The 26,026-nt window shown below is 55.8% G+C and carries 27 protein-coding genes; 14 read left to right on the forward strand and 13 right to left on the reverse strand.

What is annotated here, in order from left to right; all coding sequences use genetic code 11:
- Positions 1-15 precede the first annotated feature (15 nt).
- Positions 16-2,184: a FimV/HubP family polar landmark protein gene (locus AACY09_RS11050; RefSeq protein WP_339487975.1), complete on the forward strand. Its 2,169-nt coding sequence runs from the start codon at positions 16-18 to the stop codon at positions 2,182-2,184.
- A 77-nt stretch (positions 2,185-2,261) separates the two neighbouring features.
- On the forward strand, positions 2,262-2,555 hold the full coding sequence (locus AACY09_RS11055; protein WP_339487976.1) for a SelT/SelW/SelH family protein: 294 nt from the start codon (positions 2,262-2,264) through the stop codon (positions 2,553-2,555).
- Positions 2,556-2,684: 129 nt separating this feature from the next.
- Here AACY09_RS11055 and AACY09_RS11060 read toward each other — a convergent pair whose 3' ends face one another.
- Entirely contained in the window at positions 2,685-3,536 is an 852-nt protein-coding gene (locus tag AACY09_RS11060; RefSeq protein WP_339487979.1) for a DMT family transporter, read from the reverse strand.
- A gap of 514 nt (positions 3,537-4,050) precedes the next feature.
- Between AACY09_RS11060 and AACY09_RS11065 the strand changes: the two genes are divergently transcribed.
- The gene (locus tag AACY09_RS11065) at positions 4,051-4,872 is read left to right on the forward strand and encodes a UDP-2,3-diacylglucosamine diphosphatase (protein ID WP_339487981.1); all 822 of its coding nucleotides are present in this window, start codon (positions 4,051-4,053) and stop codon (positions 4,870-4,872) included.
- The gene (locus AACY09_RS11070) at positions 4,872-5,903 is read left to right on the forward strand and encodes a glycosyltransferase family 4 protein (RefSeq protein ID WP_339487984.1); all 1,032 of its coding nucleotides are present in this window, start codon (positions 4,872-4,874) and stop codon (positions 5,901-5,903) included. The genes AACY09_RS11065 and AACY09_RS11070 overlap by 1 nt, the downstream gene beginning before the upstream one ends.
- A 63-nt stretch (positions 5,904-5,966) precedes the next feature.
- Here AACY09_RS11070 and AACY09_RS11075 read toward each other — a convergent pair whose 3' ends face one another.
- The 3 genes from AACY09_RS11075 to AACY09_RS11085 all read right to left on the reverse strand — a co-directional run bounded on the left by AACY09_RS11075 (position 5,967) and on the right by AACY09_RS11085 (position 8,520).
- Entirely contained in the window at positions 5,967-7,355 is a 1,389-nt protein-coding gene (locus tag AACY09_RS11075; RefSeq protein ID WP_339487986.1) for an adenylate/guanylate cyclase domain-containing protein, read from the reverse strand.
- A 249-nt stretch (positions 7,356-7,604) separates the two neighbouring features.
- Complete coding sequence (locus AACY09_RS11080; RefSeq protein ID WP_339487988.1) at positions 7,605-8,186, reverse strand: HD domain-containing protein; 582 nt, start codon at positions 8,184-8,186, stop codon at positions 7,605-7,607.
- Between the two features lie 16 nt (positions 8,187-8,202).
- Positions 8,203-8,520, reverse strand: coding sequence for an Mpo1-like protein (locus AACY09_RS11085; protein WP_339487990.1), 318 nt, complete (start codon positions 8,518-8,520; stop codon positions 8,203-8,205).
- 207 nt (positions 8,521-8,727) lie between these two features.
- On the opposite strand from AACY09_RS11085, the gene AACY09_RS11090 reads away from it, so the two are divergent.
- Positions 8,728-9,741, forward strand: a complete 1,014-nt coding sequence (locus AACY09_RS11090; RefSeq protein WP_339487993.1) for an AraC family transcriptional regulator — start codon at positions 8,728-8,730, stop codon at positions 9,739-9,741.
- 102 nt (positions 9,742-9,843) lie between these two features.
- Here the strand turns inward: AACY09_RS11090 and AACY09_RS11095 are convergent, their stop codons facing one another.
- Positions 9,844-11,298 (reverse strand): TrkH family potassium uptake protein, encoded by a 1,455-nt coding sequence (locus AACY09_RS11095; protein ID WP_339487995.1) that lies wholly within the window; start codon positions 11,296-11,298, stop codon positions 9,844-9,846.
- 86 nt (positions 11,299-11,384) lie between these two features.
- Complete coding sequence (locus AACY09_RS11100) at positions 11,385-12,839, reverse strand: TrkH family potassium uptake protein (protein ID WP_339487996.1); 1,455 nt, start codon at positions 12,837-12,839, stop codon at positions 11,385-11,387.
- A gap of 164 nt (positions 12,840-13,003) precedes the next feature.
- On the opposite strand from AACY09_RS11100, the gene AACY09_RS11105 reads away from it, so the two are divergent.
- Together AACY09_RS11105 and AACY09_RS11110 are read left to right on the forward strand one after the other, a co-directional pair.
- The gene (locus tag AACY09_RS11105; protein WP_339487997.1) at positions 13,004-13,375 is read left to right on the forward strand and encodes a YkgJ family cysteine cluster protein; all 372 of its coding nucleotides are present in this window, start codon (positions 13,004-13,006) and stop codon (positions 13,373-13,375) included.
- A gap of 357 nt (positions 13,376-13,732) precedes the next feature.
- Positions 13,733-14,293: a nitroreductase family protein gene (locus tag AACY09_RS11110; protein WP_339487998.1), complete on the forward strand. Its 561-nt coding sequence runs from the start codon at positions 13,733-13,735 to the stop codon at positions 14,291-14,293.
- Between the two features lie 12 nt (positions 14,294-14,305).
- Here AACY09_RS11110 and AACY09_RS11115 read toward each other — a convergent pair whose 3' ends face one another.
- The 5 genes from AACY09_RS11115 to AACY09_RS11135 all read right to left on the reverse strand — a co-directional run bounded on the left by AACY09_RS11115 (position 14,306) and on the right by AACY09_RS11135 (position 17,664).
- The gene (locus tag AACY09_RS11115; protein ID WP_339487999.1) at positions 14,306-15,634 is read right to left on the reverse strand and encodes a HAMP domain-containing sensor histidine kinase; all 1,329 of its coding nucleotides are present in this window, start codon (positions 15,632-15,634) and stop codon (positions 14,306-14,308) included.
- Positions 15,635-15,730: 96 nt separating this feature from the next.
- Positions 15,731-16,117: a Spy/CpxP family protein refolding chaperone gene (locus tag AACY09_RS11120; RefSeq protein ID WP_339488001.1), complete on the reverse strand. Its 387-nt coding sequence runs from the start codon at positions 16,115-16,117 to the stop codon at positions 15,731-15,733.
- Positions 16,118-16,230: 113 nt separating this feature from the next.
- The gene (locus tag AACY09_RS11125) at positions 16,231-16,914 is read right to left on the reverse strand and encodes a response regulator transcription factor (RefSeq protein ID WP_339488003.1); all 684 of its coding nucleotides are present in this window, start codon (positions 16,912-16,914) and stop codon (positions 16,231-16,233) included.
- A gap of 5 nt (positions 16,915-16,919) precedes the next feature.
- Positions 16,920-17,303 carry a translation initiation factor 2 gene (locus AACY09_RS11130; protein ID WP_339488004.1) on the reverse strand — a complete coding sequence of 128 codons (384 nt, stop codon included), beginning with the start codon at positions 17,301-17,303 and terminating at the stop codon, positions 16,920-16,922.
- A gap of 61 nt (positions 17,304-17,364) precedes the next feature.
- On the reverse strand, positions 17,365-17,664 hold the full coding sequence (locus AACY09_RS11135) for a YciI family protein (protein ID WP_339488005.1): 300 nt from the start codon (positions 17,662-17,664) through the stop codon (positions 17,365-17,367).
- A gap of 152 nt (positions 17,665-17,816) precedes the next feature.
- Between AACY09_RS11135 and AACY09_RS11140 the strand changes: the two genes are divergently transcribed.
- The 6 genes from AACY09_RS11140 (at position 17,817) to rluB (ending at position 23,910) form a co-directional block, all read left to right on the forward strand.
- On the forward strand, positions 17,817-18,692 hold the full coding sequence (locus AACY09_RS11140) for a PHP domain-containing protein (RefSeq protein ID WP_339488007.1): 876 nt from the start codon (positions 17,817-17,819) through the stop codon (positions 18,690-18,692).
- 1 nt (position 18,693) lies between these two features.
- Positions 18,694-19,320 (forward strand): L-threonylcarbamoyladenylate synthase, encoded by a 627-nt coding sequence (locus tag AACY09_RS11145; RefSeq protein ID WP_339488008.1) that lies wholly within the window; start codon positions 18,694-18,696, stop codon positions 19,318-19,320.
- Positions 19,321-19,418: 98 nt separating this feature from the next.
- Positions 19,419-20,633 (forward strand): tryptophan--tRNA ligase, encoded by a 1,215-nt coding sequence (locus AACY09_RS11150; RefSeq protein ID WP_339488010.1) that lies wholly within the window; start codon positions 19,419-19,421, stop codon positions 20,631-20,633.
- Positions 20,634-20,706: 73 nt separating this feature from the next.
- Positions 20,707-21,483, forward strand: a complete 777-nt coding sequence (locus tag AACY09_RS11155; protein WP_339488699.1) for a segregation and condensation protein A — start codon at positions 20,707-20,709, stop codon at positions 21,481-21,483.
- Complete coding sequence (gene scpB, locus AACY09_RS11160) at positions 21,470-22,459, forward strand: SMC-Scp complex subunit ScpB (protein ID WP_339488011.1); 990 nt, start codon at positions 21,470-21,472, stop codon at positions 22,457-22,459. Before AACY09_RS11155 ends, scpB begins: the two co-directional genes overlap by 14 nt.
- A 296-nt stretch (positions 22,460-22,755) precedes the next feature.
- A complete protein-coding gene (rluB, locus tag AACY09_RS11165) occupies positions 22,756-23,910 on the forward strand; it encodes a 23S rRNA pseudouridine(2605) synthase RluB (RefSeq protein ID WP_339488013.1) in 1,155 nt (384 codons plus the stop codon).
- Positions 23,911-24,038: 128 nt separating this feature from the next.
- Here the strand turns inward: rluB and AACY09_RS11170 are convergent, their stop codons facing one another.
- Entirely contained in the window at positions 24,039-24,965 is a 927-nt protein-coding gene (locus AACY09_RS11170) for a GGDEF domain-containing protein (RefSeq protein ID WP_339488015.1), read from the reverse strand.
- Between AACY09_RS11170 and AACY09_RS11175 the strand changes: the two genes are divergently transcribed.
- Positions 24,964-25,197, forward strand: coding sequence for a hypothetical protein (locus tag AACY09_RS11175; protein WP_339488017.1), 234 nt, complete (start codon positions 24,964-24,966; stop codon positions 25,195-25,197). The two genes, AACY09_RS11170 and AACY09_RS11175, sit on opposite strands and share 2 nt — an antisense overlap.
- Here the strand turns inward: AACY09_RS11175 and AACY09_RS11180 are convergent.
- Positions 25,191-25,931, reverse strand: a complete 741-nt coding sequence (locus AACY09_RS11180) for a YciK family oxidoreductase (protein WP_339488019.1) — start codon at positions 25,929-25,931, stop codon at positions 25,191-25,193. The two genes, AACY09_RS11175 and AACY09_RS11180, sit on opposite strands and share 7 nt — an antisense overlap.
- Positions 25,932-26,026 lie beyond the last annotated feature (95 nt).

A 26,026-nucleotide genomic window follows, 5' to 3' on the forward strand; every position in this document is an offset into this window, starting at 1 on the left:
GTTAGGGGAGCATCCATGTCTCGAGTTCGTCACGTATTAATCGGTCTAGTCACTAGCTCGGCACTTTATTCCAGTTTTGCATCAGCACTTGGACTCGGTGAAATAACCTTGCACTCGGCATTGAATCAACCGCTTGAGGCTGAAATTCAGCTGCTTCAGGTGGGTGACTTGAGTGCCAATGAGATCAAGGTAAAGCTGGCATCTGCAGATGTGTTCAATCGCTCCGGTGTGGAGCGTTTTGTTTTTCTCAATAACCTAAGTTTTACTCCGGTGCTGAGTAACGGTCGCAATATTGTCAAGGTCACCTCTAGCCAGGCCGTGCGCGAGCCGTACTTGAATTTTATCGTCGAAGTGTCCCGGCCAAATGGCCAGCTGTTACGTGAATACACGGTGCTGCTAGACCCGCCCATCACCTCGACTTACGGCGCCGGTTCTGCTGCGGTTCGTAATGAGTACAACCCTGTAGCCGCGCCTTCAGCCACCCGTTTGCCTGCTTCTGCGCCCGCTTATGTGCCGCAAGCGCCGAGCGTGATGCCGGAAACCACCCTTGGTCAGACGCATCTGGTGCGCAGTGGCGATAGCATGTGGCAGATCGCATCGCAGTTGCGCGATCAAGGCAGCACGGCGTCGCAGCAGTCGCTGATGAATGAAATCTACGCCCTCAACCCTCAAGCCTTTACCAATGGTGATATCAGTCGACTCAAGGCTGGGGCTGAGTTGCGCCTGCCAGACAGTGCTGTAGCTGACTCGGTGCCCAGCTCAACTACCCGTGAGCCCGCTGCCAATGGCGGCTCAAGCGAAGCCCCGGTTAGCGCTGAGCAAGCGAACACCGAGCCCGCCAGTGTCGATCAGACAACTTCCATTCAGTCAGGTGTTGGCACAGATAGCGCGAGTAATGGCCCGGCGCAAAGCGCAGAGGCCGTCGGGTTTGATGCTCAGGCTGAAACCTTGGCGCAGATGCAACGCCGACTGGATCTTGAACTGGCTAATCAGACCAACGAAAGCCTGCGCCTGCAGCAAAGCTTTGCTGAGTTGCAAGCGCAAGTTACGGCCCTGCAAAGCCAAGTCGATGCCAAAGATCAGCAGCTTTCCGAACTGCAATCACAATTGGACGCAGGGCCTGCGCAACAACCGCAAGCCAATGAACAGCCGCCAGCCATTGCACCTGCGCCGGTGCTGGAGGACGAGCAGCCAACCAACTGGATGAACTACCTGTACGGTCTGCTCGCGTTGTTATTGGCCGGGTTGCTGCTGTTATTGTGGCGCTCCAAGCGTGAGCAGAAGCCGCCACAGGCGGACCTGCCTGTTGCCGCGACAGCGGAAGAAACTCAAGCGCCGAAAACCTTGGAGCCACTTTTCCAGCCTGCGGCACCGGTCATTGTTACGGCAGCTGCACCGGCAGCTGTGGCGGCTGCAAAGCGTCCAGCCGCCCCGGTTGATGCCATTGAGGCTGCCAACCTTTATATCACCTACGGTCGTTATCCTGAGGCGGTAGGCGCTTTACGCAAAGCGCTGCAGGCTCACCCGGAGCGTCACGATATTCGCTTCCGCCTACTTGAAGTGCTGGCGCTGCAAGGCGATGCCGCCAGCTATCAGGAAGAAGAACAATTGCTGCGCCACAGCAACTTTGCTTCAGAGCGGATCGATCAATTGAATGCACGCTATCCGCAGTTGCACGAAGAAGAGCTTCAGCTTGATTTCGATGCATTGGAGCTGGATGAGCCGCCTGTGCCGCAACCCGAAGTGACTGCAGGGGATGATTACCAATTAAACCTCGATGACTTGTCCCTCGATGCGGACTGGGATTTGATGAGTCCATTCTCACCAAAAACCAAGGCCAAACCGGCTAAGCCAGAAGAGGTTGATATAGGTTCCAACTTGCACGACCTGCCGACACTTGAAGAGCTGCCCCATGAGGAGGATACGCTCGCCACTCTGACGGCAGAAAATGATGCGGACCTTGACGCCTGGTTTGAGGATGAGCCGAAAAGATCCCTGGCCAATTTAGATGACTTGGCAGATCTGGAAGGTAACGCCAGCAATGTTGCCAAGCTCAATCAGGCTCTGGCTTACATCGATCAAGGGAGTATCGAAAGTGCCTGTGACATCCTCAATGAAGTGCTGCATGACGGAGACGATCTGCAAAAACAGGAAGCACGCAAGTTGTTGGCCAAGATTGCTTGACTGAGTTGTCGCCTTTTTCCAGATCAAGCTGGCTAACACGCGCTACTATGGCCTACCCGTGACAGTTGAGAATGACCATGCCTAGCGCTAAACCTGAAATCACCATCACTTACTGCACCCAGTGCCAGTGGTTGCTGCGCTCGGCCTGGTTAGCCCAAGAGCTGCTTTCAACCTTCGCCGACGACCTGGGCAAAGTGAGCCTTGAACCCTCCTCGGGCGGTGTGTTCAAGATCGTCTGCAACGGCGTGCAGATCTGGGAGCGCAAGGCGGACGGCGGCTTTCCCGAGGCCAAGATTCTTAAGCAGCGGGTTCGCGACCAGTTTGATCCCCAGCGTGATCTTGGCCATAACGATGATCGCAAGATCCATTGATACAGCCTGTAAAGCTTGAGTGTGGTCGACGCTTTTTTCGGCCACCATTTCCATCGCAGAACCTGGCTTAATGACCCCACTTCAAACCCTGTGTTGCCTGATCCACGGTGGCCAGCATTACGGTGCCAGTTACTTGGCCATTCGCGCTGATACAACGATCGCCAAGATGATCAAACTGCCGCCTGCGAGCATGCGCAAAGTTGGCTGCTCGCTGAACAGCCACCAGGCAAAGGCAATGCCGTAGACCGGCTCCAAGGCAAAAATGACTGCAGCGGTACGGGCCTTAATCACGCGCAAACTGGCGACGAACAAGCTGTGCGCAAGCCCGGTGCAAAATACGCCCAATAACGCCAGCCAGAACCAATTGATCAAGGTGATTTCGGGCAATTGTTGCCACGCCATTGGCATAAACACCAACATCACCGTCAGGTTCTGACACAGCGCAGCTTTTACTGGGTCCAAGCCTTGCGTGCTCGCGCGATTGAGCAGGGACAGCAGGGCAAACAAGAAGCCTGATAACACCGCCCACAACAGGCCAATGTTGGCCTCACTGCTCAGGTTGAAGTCAGGCGTTACCAAGATCAAACCCAAGCACACCACGCCAACCATCAGGTATTCACGCTTGGGCGTACGCTCGCGGAACAGCAGGCCCTCCAGGAGCACGGTGAATGCTGGAAAACTGGCAAACCCCAAGGTTGCGATGGCCACGCCGGAAATTTTCACCGACTCGAAGAAGGTGATCCAGTGACTGCCGAGCAGAAGTCCGCCGAGGGCCAGTAAACCCAACTGGCGCACGCTTGGGCGCAGGCCACGAGATTGACTGGAGAGCTGTGCAAACAAGGCCAATGCCAGCACCGCAAAAACAGCTCTGCCGGCCGAAATATTCAAGGGGGTGGTGGTGGCCAATTTACCAAAAATCCCTGAAAGCCCGAATAGCAGTGCCCCCAGGTGAATGGCCATTAACGCCTTACGTTCAGTCATGTCGGACGCGCACTATTGGCCACTGGCTTGTTGAAGCGGGGCAGCATCACCTCGACGCTTGGTGAGGAAATGATAGGCATTGATGCATTCCGATAGACCACTTGAAAGCCTCTGAAAAATCACTGTTTTGGGTGGAGTGTAAGGTACCGCTACGAAAAGCTTTCTTTGCACGCGGCCATGTAAATAGCCGGCATATTCGCGAGCGCAATGGTGGATGAAAAGAGCGTCATCCACCTTACGAAAGGGTCATCCATCCGACCGCAAATAGTGGCCTTTGTAGGGTGCGACAACGCGAAGCTTGTCCACCATCGCGTCGTAATGAACGAACGGGCTGGCCGATATAAAGGGTGGATACAAAAAGCGTCATTCCCCGGCGAGAGCGTCAGCCATTCTATCAGCTGTGTGATTGGGTCAGTGCACAACTGTGCAGCTGTCATTGAATTGAAGCCAGAGCGTCATATTGTTTTCACCAGCCTCGCGCAAGCTCAATAAAACTCTGCCTGAGGATGCCAGGATGACGAGCGCACAGTTGATCAAGCCAAGCCGCAAGCAACGTGTCAGGACCTTATGGATTTCTGATGTCCACTTGGGTACACGCGATTGTCAGGCCGAACATTTGTCAGCCTTCCTTAAGCGTTATCAGGCTGACAAAGTGTATTTGGTTGGCGACATCATTGATGGCTGGAAGCTGCGCAGCGGAGTTTACTGGCCGCAGTCCCACAGCAACGTTATTCGGCGACTGCTGACCATGAGCAAACGTGGCACCGAAGTGATCTATGTCACCGGCAACCATGACGAGTTTCTACGTCGCTACTCAAAGCTGATTCTCGGCAATATTCATCTGGTTGACGAGGCAGAGCATGTCACTGCCGACGGCCGCCGTTTGCTGGTGATTCACGGTGATCAATTTGATGTGATCACCCGATACCACCGCTGGCTGGCCTTTCTTGGCGATTCAGCCTATGAGTTTACCCTGACGTTGAACCGCTGGTTGAATCACTGGCGCCGACGTTATGGTTACGGTTACTGGTCGCTGTCCGCCTACCTTAAGCACAAGGTGAAAAGTGCGGTTAACTTCATCAGTGATTTCGAGCAGGCGATTACCCACGAATGTGCCAAGCGCGGTTTCAATGGCGTAGTCTGTGGTCATATTCACCACGCCGAGATTCGCCCAATGGGTGATGTTGAGTACATGAACTGTGGCGACTGGGTCGAGTCATGCACGGCGCTGATCGAACACCTTGACGGCAAGATCGAGTTGTACCGTTTAGCTGAGGATCAAGCGCGTCAAGCACTGCAAACTGCTGAAAACTCGCCCGCTGCCGAGCCGGTTTAATGAGAATTCTGATTGTCAGTGATGCTTGGACGCCGCAGGTTAACGGTGTGGTGACCAGTTTGCAGGCGTTGATCAGTCAGTTGCGGGGCATGGGCCATCAAGTAAAGCTCTTGTCACCGGGTGATTTTCGCTCAATCCCTTGCCCAACTTACCCGGAAATTCCCTTGGTCTGGAATCTTTGGCGGGTAGGCCCCGCAATCAGAGCATTTCAGCCTGATTGTGTACACCTGGCAACGGAAGGGCCGCTCGGTTGGGCCGCTCGACGCTGGCTGAAGAAGCGCAATCTGGCTTTTTCCAGCGCCATACATACCCGTTATCCTGAGTATGTCAGCACCCGCTGCCCCCTGATTCCCTTGAGTTGGGGCTATGCATATTTGCGCCACTTTCATCGGCCAAGCCAGGCGGTGCTCGTGACCACTGAGCATTTGCGCGGTGAATTTTTTGCCCGGGGTTTGCGGCAGTTGAAACTCTGGCGTAAAGGGGTCGATTGCAGCCTGTTTAAGCCACTGCCCGTTGCCGGCGATGCGCAGTCTGATCCGGTATTTCTTTATGTGGGGCGACTTGCCGCTGAGAAAAACCTCGACGCCTTTCTCAGCTTGGATTTACCCGGCCTCAAGCGGGTAGTGGGCGACGGACCACAGCGCCATGCTTTGCAGCAGCGTTATCCGCGTGTTGAGTTTTGCGGTTATCAGCACGGACACGCCTTGGCCGAGGCCTATCAACAAGCCAGTGTGCTGGTGTTTCCTTCACTGACTGATACCTATGGCCTGGTCATGCTTGAAGCCTTGGCCTGTGGTACGCCGGTTGCTGCATTTGCGGTGCGCGGCCCACTCGATGTACTGCAGCAGGGCATCACCGGGTATATGCATGAGGATCTGGGCGCAGCATGCAGGCAGGCCTTGCAGCTAAGTCGCGAGGGCTGCGCGCGCGAGGCGGCCAAACAATCATGGACGGTTTCGGCGCATGAGTTCTTGGCCGAGCAACCTTTACTGGATGGTGAACTGTATATGCCGAGTGTGTTGCTTACCTAGCAGCACACCTCGGTGATTTATCCATTAAAAAGCAGCCTGTGGGCTGCTTTTTTAATCGGGGGATTACATGATCACTTTGTCGCGCAGCTCTTTGGCAGCTTGTTGCAGCGCTTGAATGACCCGTTCTTTATCGAAATTCTGAATGCCGTTGGTGTCCAGGTACATCGAGAAACCGGGCAGCTCATGCTCGACATAACTTGAGGTCGCGCCCAAGTCACGGCGGAAGTCGACCACTTGGTATATCTGCACCGGGCGGGTAAAGCCCTTGACGGTGATCTGGCCTTTGTCGCGGCACATGATCAGGTCTTTAACCAGCGAATAAGTCTCGTGCGAGATCAGGATCTCTCCAGACTCAGCGGCGCTTTCCAAGCGGCTGGCAAGGTTTACGTCGCGGCCGATGATGGTGTAATCCATCCGCGTGTCTGCGCCGAAATTGCCCACGGTGCAGTAGCCTGTATTGAGGCCCATGCGAATTTCCAGGGGTTTGGTGATGCCTTGGGCTCGCCATTGCTGACGCAATACTTTCATATGCTTGCGCATGGCAATGGCCATTGATACGGCGGCCATGGCGTCTTTTTTCGCGCCCTTGCTGGCCGGATCGCCAAAGAACACCATAACGCTGTCGCCAATGAACTTATCGATGGTACCGCCGTATTTCAGGCAGATCTTCGACATTTCATTGAGGTAGGTGTTGAGTAGGTCGGTCAGCGCTTCAGCCTCAAGCTCCTCTGACAGCTCGGTAAAACCTTTGATGTCGGAGAAGAACACCGTGAGTTTTTTGCGCTGAGTTTCCAAGCGAACGGTTTTTTTACCGCTGAAAATCGATTCCCATACTTGCGGAGACAAGTATTTGGCAAGGTTACGGGCCAGCCTGGCGGCTTTTTCTTGCTCGCGCCTGATGTCACTGCGCACCTGCGCCAGATGCAACCCCTGTTGGTGGACAAAATAGGCGGTAATGGTGATGTAAAAGGTGGTGAACAGAATGCTTACTAGCGAGACCAGGGTTGGGGTCTGGCCGATGAATTTGGGGCCGAGCAAGGCAGAGCAGGCCAGGGTGCTGATCAGCGTGGTCACCAGTGCCCAGCTCATATTGCGTAAGCCGCCGACAACCAGTGAGCTAAACAGTAGCGTCAGCAGGCTCATCAGGCTGAGGACTGGGGAGAAATTCAGCAGAACGGCTAAGCAGCCACAGTGTATGGAGTCGACAATCATCAGGCCCCGGGTGGCTTTCTCCGGATAGTCGCGCTTGTAGCGTTGGCTGAGCTGGTGGGCCAAATGCGGATACAGCAGGGCGTAGGGAACAATCCATAAAATACTGTAATTGAAGTATTGGACGTACGTTCCGGCGGCAATACTGGCTGCGACAGATATGTAAGCCAGAATGCGCGAATAATATTCACGCATTAAAGGGGCTGGCAGTACATGGGCTAGGGTAGCGGTGCGGACGGTCATGGTACGGCAATGATCCCTGGTGTTGGAACGCCTCTAGATGGGCGTTAACTTGACCTGAAGCGATTCGGTCAAACAGGGATCATATCTAAGCCAAGCTTACCCGCCAAGCAGCAATGACGAATGCACCGTTTTGGCGGATTACCGGTGCTTAAGCGCTCTTTTTCACATCGCGGTAGCGGATAGGGTGGATGACGCTTTTTTCATCCACCATTTGGCGCTGCGAACGATCGGTCTATTGCTTCAGTAATTTCAAGCGCTTTGTTTTACGTCGCGGTAAATAGAACTTTTCGGTTGGGCAAATACCCGGCGCAGCATCGGCTCAAAAAACGCGAGTGGCAGCGTTTCGTACTCAGGATCAAAGGCTGATGCGTCGTATTTGGCGCAGAAATCGATCGTCGCCTGGTACTGAGGATGGTCCTTGAATTGCTCGCGCAGGTGACGATCCATGCCCAGATGATGAAAGAAGTAGTAACCCTGAAATATCGCGTGCTTCTCAACTATCCAATGATTTTCAGCGCTGACAAAAGGCTTGAGCATGGCTGCTGCAATGTCGGCATGGTTGTAGCTGCCAAGGGTGTCGCCAATATCATGGAGCAGGGCGCAGACCACGTATTCTTCGTCGCGACCGTCTTGATGGGCGCGGGTTGCGGTTTGCAGCGAGTGGGTCAGTCGGTCAACCGGAAAGCCACCGAAGTCACCGTCGAGCAGCAGCAGGTGCTTGATAATACGGTCGGGCAACAAGTCAGCAAAAGCGCGGAAGTCTTTGGCGATAATGGCCCAGTCATCCTGAGTGCCGTTTTCCATGTGGGTGAAACGCGCGTGCATATTCATCGCTGAACTCCTCTTATTAGAATTGAATACGGCCGGTGCAGACATCTTTGAGCATGACCCAATCGCCCAGCAACGAGTACAGTGGGTGCTTGAATGTAGCCGGACGGTTCTTTTCAAACACATAGTGGCCAACCCAGGCAAAGCCATAGCCCGCCAGCGGCATTGCGAGTAGCCATAGCCATTGTTGGGTCAGTAAGCTGTAAGCCAGAATCAATAACACCAGGGTGCTACCTGCATAGTGCAGGCGGCGGCAGATTGGATTGCTGTGTTCTTGCAGGTAATAAGGGTAAAACTCAGCAAAGGAATGAAAACGCTCGGAAACGTGGGCAGTCATGATTTGCCTCCTGTTGTTATTTTAGTCAGGCTCGCTAAGCAGCCTCTGAAAAAGTAGCGAGCGAGGTCGTATTTCAGGGGTTCCTTAATGCTTACAGTCTAGGCTTGCTACGACTATTAACCAGTGACATTAAGTGCCACATTGCTATCCTTAGCCGCCATTGCAGTCGGTGCAGTGCTATGTCGAATTTCACAATAAGAAACCTCAATGAGTGAGCGCACAACATCTTCGAATTGGGCCCTGGGCATCGTTCAGGCGCTGGAAATGGGCGGCGTGGACTGCCGTTCGATATTTCCCGAGCTGGGGCTTGACTACGCTTTGCTCGAAGACCCGGACGCACGATTTCCCCAAGATGGCATGACGCGGCTCTGGACCCGTGCCGTCGAATTGTCGGGGAATCCAGCCATTGGCTTGAACATGGCCAAAGTCGTGCGTCCTGCCTCATTCCATGTGGTGGGCTACGCCTTGATGTCGAGCAGCTCGCTCAAGGAGGGTCTGACACGACTGGTTCGCTACCAGCGAATCATTGCCGAAGGCGCCGACCTGAGCTTCAGGCCCACCACCGACGGCTATGAGCTGGTGCTGGCGATTCATGGTGATCGGCTACCGCCAGCGCGGCAGAGCGCAGAAGCGTCACTGGCCTATGCCTTAGCGTTCTGTCGTTGGATGACCGGCAAACTGATACGCCCACGCAGGATTCTCCTGCAGGGTGATCCGCCTGCTGATATAGAGCCGTTTCAGCAAGTGTTTCAGGCGCCGCTGCAGTTCAATGCAAGCCATTATGCGTTGCTGTTCGAGCGCGCTGACATGGAAATGTCGTTACCCACGGCCAACCCGTCCCTGGCGCAGCTGCACGACCGCTTTGCCGGTGAGTATCTGGCACGCTTTTCTGAGAGTCGGGTGACGCACCAGGCACGCCAGGTTATTTGCCGGTTGCTGCCCCAAGGCGAGCCGAAGCGTGAAGTGGTCGCGCAAAGCCTGCATATGTCGCAACGCACCTTGCAGCGCCGTTTACAGGAGGAGGGCACCAGCTTTCAACATGTGCTGGATGATACGCGCTGCGAACTTTCACAACAGTATCTGGCGCAGGCGAACCTGACCTTGCTCGAGATATCGTATTTGTTGGGCTTTGCTGACCCGAGTAATTTTTTTCGCGCATTTCGCCGCTGGTTCGAGTTAACCCCGAGCGAGTACCGCGCGCGTATGGGGGCAGGCGGTTAAAACCGCGGCTGGTAGACGTTCTTTTTGGCCACCCTACCCTAGGCACAAATACCTGCGAGTTTCCATGCGGCGGCGGCCGCGCTTCGGGTCGCTCTAATTGGTTTAATGCCGCCAGAACGATGGCATCAGGACCACCATTACCGTGAGGATTTCCAAGCGGCCAAGCAACATGCCGCAGGTCAGAATCCATTTGGCGGCATCCGGCAGGCTGGAGAAGTTGCCAGCTGGGCCAATGATTGGGCCCATGCCCGGGCCCACGCCGGAAACAGTGCTGGCCGCTCCGCTCAGCGAGGTGATCCAGTCCAGCCCGCAGAGGCTTAAGCCCAGCGCCATCACCGCAATGGTGGTGGTGAAGAAAAACGAGAAGGTCAAAATCGAGCGAACAATATCTTCGTCCAGGCGGTGTCGATTGTATTGCTGCTTGATCACAGCCCGAGGGTGAACCAGCTGTTTTAAGTTGGCCTTGAGCAGGATATAGGCGACCTGGAAGCGGAAGATCTTCAAACCGCCGGCGGTTGATCCCGAGCACCCTCCGATAAAGCCCAGATAGAAAAACAACATGCCAGCAAAGCCACCCCAGAGGGTGTAATCGCCCAGCGCAAAACCCGTGGTTGAAATGATTGAGGTGGTGTTGACTGCAACATGGCGTACGGCTTCAAGCCAGTGCAAGTCGGTGGTGAGCGCATACCAGCTACCGAGAATGATCCAGGTGAAGAACAAAATGCCCAGAAAGCCGCGAACCTGCTGGTCGTAAAGCAGCGCACGAATGTTGCCGCGCAGTGCTGCGGCGTAGAGTACAAACGGCAGGCTGCCGAGAATCATCAATAACACGGTCACCCAATGCACAGCGGGTTGTTGCCAGTGGCCAATCGAGCTGTCTGAGGTTGAGAAACCGCCGGTGGCGATGGCCGACATGGTGTGATTGATCGCGTCGAACCAACCCATCCCCGCGAGCCACAGGGACACCACCCCGAAAATGCTCAAGCCGACATAGGCCGCCACCATGTACTTGGCGACCATATGTGAGCGCGGCATGATTTTGTCAGAACGGTCAGAAGACTCGGTTTGGAACAGGCGCATGCCACCAATGCGCAGCATCGGCAAAATGGCTACGGCCATGGCAATAAAACCAACGCCGCCCAGCCAGTGCAGGAGCGAACGCCAAATCAGAATGCCCGGTGACATGTCATCAAGACCGCTGAGTACCGTTGCTCCGGTGGCCGTTATGCCCGACATGCTTTCAAACAGGGCGTCGGTAATGCTCATGCGTTGAGCGAACATAAAGGGCACTGCGGCAAACAGACAAACCATCACCCAGCTGGAAACGGTCAGCATGTACATGTCGCGGGGGCGCAACTGGGTGACCTGTTGGCGGCCTTGGGCAACCATCACCAAGCCACAGATAAAGGTGAGCACGCTCGACCACAGGAATGAATTGATCTCACTGGGGCGCTCGAATACCAGCAAGGTAATCACCGGCACCAGCATGCTGACCGAGAGGGTGATCAAAAACACGCCATTAATAAAGGCGAGAATGCGCAGTGTCGATTTAGACATCTCGTTCAACCCCTGCGCGCTGCGTCGATTTCATCTTGGAGCCAGCATCCTTGTGGTCCTTTTGAGTGAAGTTTAGTCGGCGGATATCAGTGTCGCCAAAATGAGCGGGTAACCAAAACCAAGACGGTCAGAATTTCCAACCGGCCGAGCAACATACCCAGGGTCAGCAACCACTTGGCTGCGTCAGGTAGGCTGGCAAAATTACCTGCGGGACCAATGATTGGCCCTAGGCCCGGGCCCACGTTACACACCGCTGTTGCGGCGCCGGTAAGCGCGGTAATCCAATCCAGTCCGAGCAATGCCAAGCCCAGTGCAATAACGCCGATGGTGATGGTGAAAAAGAACGAAAAGGTAATCAGCGAGCGAACAATGTCTTCGTCGAGGTTGTGATTGTTGTACTGCTGCTTGATCACAGCCCGCGGGTGAACAAGCTGCTGCAAGTTGGCACGCAACAGCACATAGGCCACTTGAAAGCGGAAAATTTTCAGGCCGCCCGCAGTTGAGCCTGAACAGCCCCCGATAAAGGTCAGGTAGAAAAACAGCATGACTGCAAAACTGCCCCAAAGGGTGTAGTCGCCTAACGCAAAGCCGGTGGTGGTGACCACTGAAGTCACGTTAACGGCAACAATGCGCACTGCATCCATCCAGCTGTAATCGGAGTTGATCCACAGCCAGGTACCAAACACCACCCAGGTCAAGACCAGAAACCCAATGAAGCCGTGAACCTGATGGTCGCGTATCAGTGCCCGGCGGTTACCGCGGGCAGTGGCAACGTACAGGGTGAAAGGCAGGCTGCCGGAGATCATCATCAACACCGCCACCCAGTGGACGGCCGGCTGATCCCAGTGGGCGAGCGAGGAGTCTGATGTTGAATAGCCACCGGTTGAGATCGAGGTCATTGCGTGGTTGATCGCCTCGAACGGGGTCATACCGGCGAGCCAGTAGGAGACGAAGCCAAGCATTGTCAGGCCAAGGTACACCAACAGGATGTATTTGGCGGCCATGTGCGAGCGCGGCATGACTTTCTCACCCCAGTCCGAAGATTCGGTCTGGAACAGGCGCATACCACCGACCCGCAGTAGCGGCAGAATTGCCACCGCCATACCGATAAAGCCGATGCCTCCCAGCCATTGCAGCATTGAGCGCCAGATCAGCAGGCCTGGGGATGCAGTATCGAGACCGCTAAGCACAGTCGAGCCAGTGGTGGTAATACCCGACATGGTTTCAAAAAAAGCATCGGTGTAGCTGATGTGGTGGATTTGCACCATTGGCAACGCTGCAAATATGCACACCACCAGCCAACTGCCGGTGGTCAACAAATACATATCCCGTGGCCGCAATTGGGCGTTTTCCGGGCGGCCGGGGATCACCAGGGCGATACCCGCAACGGCGGTGATCAAGCTCGACCAGAGGAAGGGATCAAGGTCTTCAGTACGTCCATATACCAGTAGCGTCAGCAGCGGAATCATCATGCTGAGCGCCAGTGTCAATAAAAATATACCGAGGATAAAACCAATTATTCGCAGTGTCGCCAAGGCCATATAGGGGGCTCAGGTGGAGGTCCGACGGAAAGTCGCAAAGGGCGTCATTCTACCCGTGACAAGAAAGCTGTAAACCAACTATTAACTCTGCTTTACAACGCCAACGGTATGCATAGAATAGCCGCCAGGTGCCGGCCCTTGCCGGTTTCTGAGTCCTTATTATCATGTCTGAAACTAATCCGTGTTTAACGTGTGGCGCTTGCTGCGCGTATTTTCGTGTGTCTTTCTTTTGGGGCGAGTGCCAATCTGCGGGCGGGACGGTGCCGGATGATCAAGTGGTATTGATTACTCCGCAGCGGGTTGCCATGCGCGGCACTGAACATAAACCAGCGCGCTGCAACGCACTGCTGGGCGATGTTGGTCAAGGTGTGCGTTGCACATTATATGAGCATCGCTCAAGCCCATGCCGCGACTTTGAAGCCTCTTGGGCCAATGGTGAGCACAACCCGCGTTGCGACGATGCCCGCATGGCTTACGGCTTGCCGCCGCTGACCCCGCCAGTAGCACCGAGCGTGTCACCGGATCGGGTGGCTTAAAAATCAGCTTAAACCCCGAAAAATCGGTGGCCGGTGCTCCTTCGGCTACCTTTTTTCGTCGAAACAACCCCAATAGATGGTTCAACGATGAGCCTCGTGGTGCTTGTTCCGTGGTGGACAAACTCTACAAGAGTCACCATAGACGGCGGGGCGGGTGATGTCCGGTAGGGTGGATGACGCTCTTTTCATCCACCATTGCGATCTCGAATATTTGGCTGTTTTTAATGATATATGGTGGCCAAGCTTCGCGTTGACGCACCTTGCGGGGGGGTAAAATTCTAGGAATTTCTCAGGTTTTTCCCACAGCTATTGCCGCAGGCTCTAGAATTTGGCTTCAAGTTTTACCAGAGGTGATCGATGGACGCGCTAGATGCACTTATAAACCGAGTTTCTGTTCCGCGCTTGAGCGAGCCTGCTCCTGACGCTGCGCAGCGTGAGGTGTTGTTTCGTGCAGCACTGCGAGCCCCGGATCACGGGCAGCTAAGACCTTGGCGTTTTTTGACGATTGAAGGTGAGGCACGTAATCAATTGGGTGAGTTGTTTGCCGAGGCGTTATCCGCTGCAGATGAACCCCCTAGCGTTGAAGCGCTAAATAAGGCCCATGCCATGCCACTGCGTGCGCCGCTGATGGTCGTGGTGATTGCTAGCGTGAAGCCATCGCCAAAGGTTCCGGCTCACGAGCAGGTCATTGCTGCATCCTGCGCCGCACATGGCATTTTGCTGGCGGCACACGCACAAGGTGTTGGCGCCGTATGGCGTACTGGAGACATGGCAACCAACGCCCATGTGGCTGCGGGTTTAGGCTTGTCTGCTAATGAGCAGGTCGTGGCCTATCTGTATCTGGGCACCCCAGAACGTGAGCTGCGCACGCCGCCGACGCTGAATGTCGATGAGTTTGTCAGTGCCTGGTCTCGCTAGAGGCTCGTGCTGTCAGGATTTTGCCTCAGTCTGAGTGGCAATCATCAGGCTGGCGCAAAAGCCGCCTTGGGCATCATTGGCTAATACCAGCTTGCCGCCATGACGTTCTGCGGCTCGGCGTGCAATAGCCAGTCCCAGGCCGTGCCCGGCAGCTGTTTGGCCTGGGGCGCGAAAAAACGGCTCTCCCAGTTGCTTGAGGTACTGTTCGTCAACGCCTGGGCCATGATCGCGCACGCTGATAACGACGGCGCCATCTTTGGCCTGTGCCTTAACTTCGATGGGTTGGCCAGGTGGGTTGAAGCGCAAGGCGTTACGCAGCAGGTTATCCAATGCGCGCTCAAGCATAATCGGCCAGCCGTCTAGCCTCAGCCCCGGCGCGATACGAATATCGACCTGTTGTGCGGGCGCGCTGATCTGCACGTACTCGACCAGTTTTTGCAGGATTTCCTCAAGTTTGACCGGTTGCACGGCGCCCAGATTGGCATCTAAACGTGCGAGTTCGAGAATCTCGCTGATCAGCGCTTCAAGGCGGTCACACTCCTTGGTCAGTCGCGGCCATAGCTTTTCACGTTCTTCAGGGGTTGCACGTTCTGCTAGGGCGATGGCGATGCGCAATCGCGCTAAGGGCGAGCGAAGTTCGTGGGAAACATCGCGCAGTAACTGCCGTTGGCTGCCAATAAGGCCCTGCAGGCGAGCGCCCATCCGATTGAAGTCGCTTGCCAGCAAGCCCAGTTCATCGCGGCGTTTGGACAAATGCGCCAAGCTGTTTTGTTGATAGCTGGTCTGCCCGAGGTCATGAACCGCACCCCGCAAGCGATTAAGCGGTCGGGTAATCGACAGGGTCAGCAGCAGGCTAAATACCGTTAACACCACGAGGGCGATAACCAGTGCGCTGATTGGCCAGAGCAAGCTGTCCCGGTGCCAGCCATTGAGCACTTGATAGGGGATGCGATAGATAAACAGGTAGGTTTTGTCAGTGCTTGGGCTGACATACTCGGTGGTCAGGCGCCGCCAAGGCAGGCGTTTGTTCTTCTGCCGGGACTCGAATGCGGCGGCGCGCGGCGGGAATGTACCGGGTACCAGTTGCTGGCCGTTCTCGCCCAGTACCTGTACGTCAACTTGGTATTGGTCTTTGTGTTGCCGCAGGAAGGCCTGTGCGGGAAGCTTGCCAGCGCTTTCATAGCGCTCGGTCCAGGTTTCGGCAATGCCCTGTAAAGCGGGGGTGTTGTTGAGAATCCAGCTGTCCTGATTCAGCGCTCGGCCAAGTAACATCGACAAGCCGGCAACCAAAGTAATCGCCAGCCAGAAACTCGCAAAGATGCGCCAGAACAATGACCGCACGGATAACTCCTTGATGCACCAAAGCCCGGCAGCTGAAAACTGCCGGGCTTCTACGTTGAATGGTCAGCCTCGCGGACGAGGCTGTGGCTGAGCGAGCTACTCTGCTTTTGTCTTCATTTTTTCAGCACGACGCTCTTCCATCTTTTTCACGTGCTCATCAAACTTTTTTTGCTGCTCAGGGTTGAGCAAGCTGCGCATTGCGGCCTGTTGCTTGTCGAAAGAAGCCTTCATCTCGGCCTTCATCGCCTGTTGCTCTTTCTCAGGCAATTTCTCCAGGTAGCGCTTGGTGATCTCGTGGCGCGTTTTCATCTGTTCGCCCATCAATTTGCGCACGTCTTGACGCTGCTCTTTGCTCAGGTCGAGGTCTTTGAAGATTGGTGCGCCGCGATGGCCCTTGCCGTCATGCTGGGCGCCGTCTGTTGCAGCCATGGCCAGGGTTGGCAGAGTCAGGGCGAGTAATACTGCAGTAAGTGTCTTGCGCATGATGTATCTCCTAATCTCAAGGCCGGTTCGTTACCGGATGAGCTCAGTTTAAGCAGCTCTTGGTCAAGCGCGGTCAGGGGAAGGTAAAGCCAAGGTAAAGATCTTGTTTGGCTTTATACGCAGTAGTAATAGCCGCGACTGCGTAACGCCATGATGCGGGGGCGGCCGTCGGGGTGCGGGCCGATCTTCTTGCGTAAGTTGCTGACGTGCATGTCCAGGCTGCGGTCGTAAAGCGTGAGCTTGCGACCCAATGCCAATTGCGCCAGCTCCTGTTTATCGACCGGCTCACCCGGCTGTTGCAGCAGCGCTTCAAGCACTCGGCTTTCAGACAGAGTCAGAAGGATCTCGCTTTCACCAATGTTGACCACGCCGCGGGCCGGACTGTGTTGCAGGTCGCCCAATGATTGTTGCTGTGGTGTGGTGGCGACAGCGCTGCTGCTGCGGCGCAGTACTGCGCGCAAGCGGGCGGTTAACTCACGGGGATCACAAGGCTTGGCCAGGTAATCATCGGCGCCCAGTTCAAGGCCTAGGATGCGGTCAAGGGGTTCGCCTCGCGCAGAGAGCATCAGTACCGGTAGCTCGGCATGCTCGCTGCGCAATTGCTTGAGCAACTCAAGGCCGCTGCCATCCGGCAGCATGACATCGAGGACCACTGCGTCAGGCGCTTCCTGGCTTAAAGCTTGGCGAGCCTGTTGACCGTTGTGGCAAGCCGTTACTTCAAAGCCTTCTTGCGTCAGCCAGTGGCTCAGCAACTCGCAAAGCTCGATGTCATCGTCAATGAGTAGGAGGGCGCTCATGTTAATCAGTTAGTCCATTCACGGCGGCGACGGCGGCTACCACGCAACATTGCGCCGATAATCACACCCAATAGCCCAGAGCCTGCTCCGACCGCAAACCATTGCTGACGTTCACTGATCAGCGGTGGTGGGATTTGTGCCTGGGCGGTTTTAAGCTGCAGTTTTAGGCGCTGGTTATCCTGGCGCAGGCGTTGCAACTGGATGCTCTCACGTTCCGAGCTCTGTGCTTGCAATTGCTCATTGAGCTGTACCCGTTGGTCTTCGCTCAGGGCCAAGCGCTGCTCCAATGCATCGATCCTGGCTTGCGCCGTTGCCGGTTCGGGTTCAGCGTGCAAGACCGTCGGTAGCAAACATGTGGCGAGTAGCATGGTCAGCTTAGTAGGGCGCATTGGAGCTCCTTTGTCCTACTCTATATTTAGTGTGAATGGGCGCGGCTTGACGAAGTGGCGTTTATGGCAGTACCTGCTTGAAAGGTTTGACCACGACAGACGCATAGACACCGGCTGCTTTGTACGGGTCGGCATTGGCCCAGTCTTGCGCAGCAATGAGCGAGTCAAACTCGGCTACGATTAAACTGCCGGAGAAACCCGCGCTGCCCGGATCGTTGCTGTCGATTGCTGGGTGCGGGCCGGCAAGAATAATCCGCCCTTCAGCTTTAAGTTGCTCAAGACGGGCAAGGTGCGCAGGTCGCGAAGACATGCGGTTTTCCAGGGAGTTTTCTACATCAGTGGCGATAATGGCGTAGAGCATCTCAATCCTTAGTCAGTAATGGGCGCAATGGCCGATTATACGCTTTGGGTAAGCGCTTCTGGGCTTATAAAAAAGCAGTTTGCGACTCAGCTCAGCAAGAATCCGCATCTGACGGCATAATATCAACCATAAATTACTGAGATAGTGCCTATATGGATGTCGATTTACATTGTCATAGCACTGCTTCCGACGGCGCACTGGCGCCGGCAGTGGTGGTGGCGCGGGCACATGAACGCGGCGTTAAGCTGTTGGCATTGACCGACCACGATACGATTGAAGGCCTTGATGAGGCCCGTGTCGCCGCCCACGAACACGGTATGCAGCTGGTCAATGGGATTGAACTGTCCTGCATGTGGGGCGGGGCGACTATTCATGTGTTGGGTTATGCCTTTGCCGCTGATGCTCCGGCGCTGAACAAAGCCATTGAAGAACTGCATCACGGCCGTTGGCTGCGGGCGGCTGAAATTGATCAGCGCCTTGCGGCCAAAGGTATGCCAGGTGCCCTTGAGGGCGCGCGAGCGATTCAACAAGAATTGGGAGACAGTGGCAATGCGCCTGCGCGGCCGCATTTTGCTGAATTTCTGGTTCGTGCAGGCTTTGTCAAGGACCGCGCTGAAGCGTTTCGCAAATGGCTCGGCTCCGGCAAATTGGGCGATGTGAAGCAGCATTGGCCTGCATTGGATGATGCGGTGGCAACATTAAAGCAGGCTGATGCATGGATTAGTCTGGCGCACCCATGGCAGTACGACTTTACTCGTAGTAAGCGACGCCGTTTGGTAGCAGCTTTTTCGGAAGCGGGGGGGCATGCCCTCGAAGTCTGTAATGGCATGCAGCCTGCTGAGCAGGTTGGAGGCTTAGCCATATTGGCCCGTGAATTTGAGCTGTTGGCCAGCGCCGGCAGCGATTTCCATGCACCGGGCAACTGGTCAGAGCTGGGTATGTATCGCCCGGTTCCCGAAGACCTTTCGCCATTATGGGCGCGGTTTGAGCATGTCCAACATTCAGCAGCCTTACGAGCAGGGAGCTAACGTGAGTCAATTCTTCCAGGTTCACCCGGAAAACCCACAGGCGCGCCTGATAAAGCAGGCGGCGGAAATAATCCGCAACGGCGGTGTAGCGGTTTACCCCACTGACTCGTCGTATGCCATTGGCTGCCGTCTGGGTGACAAGAATGCCCTTGAGCGCATTCGCCGCCTGCGTCAGTTAGATGACAAGCACAACTTCACCTTGGTCTGTCGGGACCTGTCGCAGCTGAGCACCTTTGCCAAGGTCGACACGGGTGCGTTTCGTCTGCTCAAAACCCATACGCCGGGGCCTTATACCTTTATTCTCAATGCCACCCGCGAAGTGCCGCGCATCATGCTCCACGCCAAGCGCCGAACCATTGGCTTGCGGGTGCCGAGCCATCCGATTGCTCAGGCATTGCTGGAAGAGTTGGGTGAGCCGATCATGAGTGTCAGTCTGATCATGCCGGATGAAACGCTGCCAATGAGCGATCCCTATGAAATGCGCGGATTGCTTGAACATCAGGTTGATTTGATCATTGATGGCGGCTTTGGTGGTCTGGAAGCGTCCACCGTGGTCAATCTGGCTGATGACGAACCCCATGTGGTGCGTGTCGGCTGTGGCGACCCGGAACCTTTTGAAAACCTTTGAAGCATTTATCGGCATGTGCATTCGATGCTGTATCAGGCTGTCGTTAAGCGCTGCGTCTTGCTAATGTCTGTGTAATTGTTTTTGGCGGGAAACCCGGTTTGAACCTTGTTGATTCTGAACGGCGCGTGCTTTCAGGTATGCGCCCAAGCGGCCAGTTGCATATTGGCCATTACCACGGCGTGCTAAAGAACTGGGTCCAGCTGCAACACAGCTACGACTGTTTTTTTTGCATTGTCGACTGGCACGCGTTGACCACTGATTACGAAGACGTTAACCAACTGTCCAAGCATGTCACGGACATGGCGGTTGATTGGCTGGCGTGTGGTCTGAGCCCAAGTTCGGCCACGCTGTTTATCCAGTCTCAGGTGCCGGAACATGCCGAGTTGCACCTGTTGCTGTCGATGCTTTGCCCGCTGAGTTGGCTGGAACGCGTGCCATCGTACAAGGAATTGCAGGATCAACACCAAGGCCGCGACTTGGCGACCTATGGTTTTCTGGGCTATCCATTACTGCAAGCGGCCGACATCCTGCTCTATCGTGCCGGAGTGGTGCCGGTTGGCTCTGATCAGTTGGCGCATATCGAGTTTGTTCGCGATGTGGCGCGGCGTTTCAACCATCTGTACGGCCGTGAGCCGGGGTTTGAAGCCAAGGCCGAAGCGGCGATTCTTAAGCTCGGCAAAAAAAATGCAAAGCTCTATAACCATTTGCGCCAGGCCTATCAGGAGCAAGGCGACAGTGAAGCCCTGGACACCGCGCGAGCGCTGCTCAAAGAATTGCAAAACATCACCCTGGGCGACAAGGAGCGGCTGTTCGGTTATCTCGAGGGCGCCGGCAAGTTGTTGCTGCCCGAGCCACAGGCGATGCTGAGTGAAGCGCCCCGTTTGACCGGTTTGGATGGCGGTAAAATGTCCAAGTCGCACAACAATGCAATTTACCTGCGTGACACTGAAGAGCAGGTAGAAGAAAAAATAAAGCGCATGCCGACCGATCCCGCCCGTGTTCACCGCAAAGATCCGGGTGAGCCTGCGCGTTGCCCGGTGTGGCCGCTGCACAAGTTGTATTCCAGCGATGCCACCTGTGATTGGGTCCAGCAGGGCTGTACCAGCGCCGGTATTGGTTGTTTAGAGTGCAAACAGCCACTGATTGAGTCGGTCCAGCAGGATTTGCAGCCAATCCAACTGCGAGCTGCCGAGTACGAAGATAATCTGGATGTGGTACGCGGTATCCTCGCCAACGGCGCAGAGCGGGCCCGTGATGAAGCCCGTGACACCTTGACCGAAGTGCGTCAGGCACTCGGCATGGTCTACCGATGAGCCTGCCATGAGCCAAGCCAGTACTCAGGTCGTCGACGATCAAGCCGGCGCTCAGCAAGAGCTGCAATTTGCCATGGTCTACGGCGAAGCGCTCACAGAGATGCCGCTGGATTTGTACATTCCACCGGACGCACTTGAGGTCTTTCTTGAGGCCTTTGAGGGGCCATTGGACCTGCTGCTGTATTTGATCCGTAAACAAAATATTGATGTGCTGGATATTCCAGTCGCGGAAATCACCCGCCAATACATGGGCTACGTTGAGCTGATGCACACCGTGCGCCTGGAACTGGCTGCTGAATATCTGGTGATGGCCGCGATGCTGGCCGAGATCAAATCGCGCATGCTGTTGCCGCGCTCGGCCAGTGTTGAGGAGGAAGAAGACGACCCGCGCGCCGAACTGATCCGCCGTTTGCAAGAGTACGAGCGCTACAAGGCTGCCGCCGAAGGCTTGGATACGATTCCACGGGTTGGCCGTGACCTTACCGTGCCACGCCTGGATGCGCCGCAAGCCAAAGCGCGCAAGCTGCTGCCTGATGTCAGCCTGGAAGAGCTGCTGATGTCGATGGCGCAAGTGCTGCACCGCGCCGATATGTTTGAAAGCCACCAGATCAGCCGGGAAACCTTGTCGACTCGTGAGCGTATGAGTGATGTGCTTGAGCGGCTCAAAGGCGGCGAGTTTGTGCCCTTTGTTGCTTTGTTTATGGCAGAAGAAGGGCGTCTGGGTGTAGTGGTGACCTTTATGGCGGTGCTGGAGTTGATCAAGGAATCGCTGGCTGAGTTAGTGCAAAATGAGCCTTATGGCCCCATTCACGTGCGGGCGCGAGCTGAGCAAATAAATGAATTTGAATGAACCGAAGGACCTGGCCACCTTGCTTGAGGCGTTCTTGTTGGCTTCTGGTAAGCCGCAATCCCTTGAGCGTCTGTATGAGCTGTTCGAGGAAACAGAGCGTCCGGAGCCTGCGGTGTTCAAGAAAGCCATCGAGGTGCTGCGCAAGGCCTGCAGTGGTCGTGCAGTCGAGTTGGTCGAAGTAGCCACCGGTTATCGGCTTCAAGTGCGTGAAAAATTTGCCCCTTGGGTTGGGCGCTTATGGGAAGAACGCCCGCAGCGTTATTCGCGGGCGATGCTCGAAACCCTGGCGCTGGTCGCTTATCGTCAGCCGATTACCCGGGGCGAGATTGAAGATATTCGCGGCGTCGCGGTGAACAGCAATATCGTCAAAACCTTGCTTGAGCGTGAATGGATTCGCGTGGTCGGCTACCGCGACGTGCCGGGCAAGCCTGCGATGCTGGCAACTACCAGGCAGTTTCTCGATCACTTCAACTTGAAAAGCCTTGATCAACTTCCGCCACTGGCCGATTTGCGTCAACTTGAGCCGGCCGCCGAGCCCGAGCCTGAATTCGTTGGCTACGCAGAAGGCGAGGCGCCGGTGCCGGCCAGTCTGCAAGCCCGAGCTGATCTGGCCTTGGCCGGTGAAGAGGGTGACGTTGAGTCCGAGCCTGCGTCTGAAAAAGCCCTCCAGGAAACCAGCTTTAGTAGCCTGCTTGCCGAGCTGGATACGATGGAGCAAGGCCTGAAGATTGACTTCGATGACCTTGAGCAGGTGCCGGCGGCCGATGAGGCTGACGCGCCTGCAGACGCTTCAAGTGCGGCGCAACAGGGTGTTATTCCTTCCTTCGCGTCCGAGGATGCGGATGAGGCCGCCGAGCAGGATCAACCAGAAATTGCCGATGTTGATCCCGCCCAAGCTGCACGGGATGAAGAGGCCGAAGCCGAGCGCGAGTTGCAAGCCGCCATCGCCGCCGAGCTTAATGAGCGCAACTATTAAATCGCGGAGTTAAGGGCGCGTTTCTGCGGCCGAATAGGCTCTGGTAGGGTGTGACAACGCGAAGCTTGTCCACCATGGGTGTCGAAAACACGCAAATATCCGAGACCGCAATGGTGGATGAAGAGAGCGTCATTCACCCGGAGCAGCCAGCTGGGCGCATTCGCGGGCGCCACGTAACCGGTCGGCAGAATTTTCAAATTTTTCTATATAGATAGCTAGTCTTTCAGCGGGCGCGTATGATGCGCGCCCTCGACGAGATGTCGCCCCATCACAGAGAAACACCGGGAGGTGCCCAGATGAGTGAAGAAATTGAACAAACTAGCCCTGCAGGCGAAAAGCTGCAGAAAGTCTTGGCCCGCATGGGTTTGGCCTCACGCCGTGAGATCGAAACCTGGATCGGCGCTGGTCGCGTCAAGGTCAATGGCGTAGCCGCAAGCCTGGGTCAGCGCGTTGATCTGCACGACGCAATTGCCATTGATGGCAAGGTTATCAAGCGCGAAGAAGCCGCTGAAAACTCACGCCGTGTGATCATCTACAACAAGCCCGATGGCGAGATCTGCACCCGTGACGACCCAGAAGGCCGTCCGACCGTATTTGACCGTTTGCCACGCCCTAAAGAAGGCCGTTGGATCAACATTGGTCGCCTCGACATCAATACCACCGGTTTGCTGATGTTCACCACCGACGGTGAATTGGCTAACCGCTTGATGCATCCTTCCTATCAGATGGACCGTGAATATGCGGTGCGTGTGCGTGGTGAAGTCGACGAAGAGATGCTTGAGCGTTTGAAAGCCGGCGTTATGCTGGAAGATGGCCCGGCCAAGTTTACCGACATTAAAGAAGCGCCCGGTGGCGAAGGCTATAACCACTGGTATCACTGCGTGGTTATGGAAGGTCGTAACCGCGAAGTGCGTCGCCTGTGGGAATCGCAAGGCGTGGTGGTCAGCCGCTTGAAGCGCGTTCGTTTTGGCCCGGTATTTATGACCTCCGACCTGACCATGGGTCGCTGGCGTGAAATGGGGCAGCGTGAAGTCGATATTCTCAGCGAAGAAGTCGGCCTCAAGCCTGTTGCCCTGCCAGAGATGAAGGAAAAGGCGCGTGACAAGCTGGATCGTCAGCAGCGTAAGTCGGCCAAGCCTGTAGGCCGTGGTGATCGCTCTGCACGTACCTTGCGTCCGTCGCACGGTGGTCCGGCTGAAGGTGATTCACGTTCGCGTGGTTCCCGTGATCAGTCACGTGGCGGTGCTGGCAAGTCCTCAGCTGTTGCTGAGTGCCCAAGCGACGTGAGAAAGCAGAGCACCTCTGGCAAGCCTCGTACCGAGCGTTCGGAATCTTCCGAACGGGGTACTCGCAAGCCAGCAGGCGATCCGGCAAAGCGTCGTAGTACCCCAGCCGCAGAAGGTCAGCGCCCAGGCTTCGGCCGAGGCCGCAAGCCAGCGCCAAAGGCGTAAGCAGTTGATGGCATAGAAAAGGGTCGCCCAGTGCGACCCTTTTTTTATGTGCGCCGGATGTCGAAAACACGCAAATATTCGAGGCCGAAATGGTGGATGAAAAACACGTCATCAACCCTGCGCAAAGCTTAGCCAGCCATGCTTAGGCGGTTGCGGCCATCACGCTTGGACACGTAGAGCGCGTTATCGGCGCGGCGCAGCAGGCTTTCATCGGATTCGCCGGGCAATAGGCTGGCGCCGCCGAGGCTAATCGACAAGGACAGTGATTGGCCTTGGCTGACATACTGCAGCTCTTCAACCGAATGGCGCAGGCGTTCGCCGACCATGGCCGAGGCGTCGCGGCAGGTGCCTGAGAGCAGTACCAGGAACTCCTCGCCACCGTAGCGGAAAATCATATCGACATTGCGCAACTGCGCCTTGATGGTCGTGGCGACGGCTTTCAGCACTTCATCGCCCACACTGTGGCCGTAGTTGTCGTTGATTTGCTTGAAGTGGTCGAGGTCGAGCATCAGCAGCGATAGCGGTTGCAGGTTGCGCCGGGCGACGTCCACTTCACGGTGCAGCATTTGCTCCATGGCAATACGGTTGCCGGTATTGGTCAGCGGGTCGCGCAGTGCATTCTGAATAGCCGTGCGATACAGCAGTGCATTGCGCAGCGGGTAGAGCAGGCTGCCAAGTAATGCTTCGAGCTGTTTGAGTTCTTCTTCACTGAAGCGCAGTTTGCGCCGGAATATGACCTCGCCCAAGTATTCGCCTTCATGGCTCAGACGATAGCTGGCGGAGTTGCCAGCGGCTTGACCGAACTCCAGGCTCAGGTCGCTGACACTGTGCTGATAGGACAAGCCATCGAGCGCCACCAAGCGCTGAATTTCACTGAAGAAGAGGTTCAGGGTGCGTTCGGTGTCGAGGCTGGTTTGCAGCTGCAAGTTCAGGTGCTGGCGCAGTTGTGCCAGGTTGAGCGGCTGCAATGGCTGCTGTCGCTTGCTTGAATAACCGAGACGCTGCAGCTTGGCTGCATCGAAGTCGATTGTGTTGCTGGAGTTCGGAGGGACCATGAACGCTAAACCTCTGGCGCTAAAGTGCGGCAATACGGTTTTAGAGCGATTTTCGTGCCAGCCGTTTCATTTGGCTAAAAAATTATGTGAAGTCAGTCACTTAACGCGGGCCGCCAAGCACTGGTTGGGCGATTTGCCAGCAGTGATGCCAAAAGACCGGCAAGCGCTTGCCGGTCTGTTCATCAGCTTGCCAAAAAACTGGCATTGTTTTGCCACTATCGAGCGTTATTGAGCGTCAAATGCCTGACCACTGATGCCGGTGCTGTCTGGGCCCATCAGGTACAGGTAGACCGGCATGATATCGGCCGGTGCCGGGTTGTTGTCCGGGTTTTCTCCTGGATAGGCTTGGGCGCGCATGTCGGTGCGGGTCGCGCCCGGGTTAACGCTGTTGGCGCGAACGGGGGCAACGTCTTCCAGTTCGTCTGCCAAGGTTTGCATAAAGCCTTCAGTGGCAAACTTCGACACGCCATAAGCGCCCCAATAAGCCCGGCCTTTGCGCCCAACGCTGCTGGAGGTGAATACCACCGACCCGTCGCTGGAAAGCTTGAGTAAAGGCAGCAGGGTGCTGGTCAGCATAAACATGGCGTTGACGTTGACCTGCATGACCCGCATGAAATTCTCGCCAGACAGCTGTTCGACCGGTGTGCGTGGACCAATGATTGAGGCATTGTGCAGCAAGCCATCGACCTTGCCGAACTCAGTCTCGATCATCGCCGCCAGCTCATCGTATTGATGGGGCAGCGACGTTTCGAGGTTGAACGGGATCACCGCAGGCTGCGGGTGTCCGGCCGCTTCGATTTCATCGTAGACCGCACTCAGATTGCTTTCGGTTTTGCCCAGCAAGAGTACCGTTGCGCCGTGTGCGGCAAAGGTTTTTGCGGCAGCGGCGCCAATGCCACGGCCTGCGCCGGTGACTAAAATGACGCGGCCGTTAAGAAGGTCGGGACGGGCGTTGTAATCGAACATGACTGGGTCTCACTTGCTAGGGGTGGCGTGGCTGCGCCAGACGCCAGTTTCAATTATTGCGCCCAAGCCGGCGCGAGAGCACGCCGGGCGGTAGG

Source organism: Pseudomonas sp. EL_65y_Pfl2_R95, from assembly GCF_963971045.1.
Taxonomy (GTDB): Bacteria; Pseudomonadota; Gammaproteobacteria; order Pseudomonadales; family Pseudomonadaceae; genus Aquipseudomonas.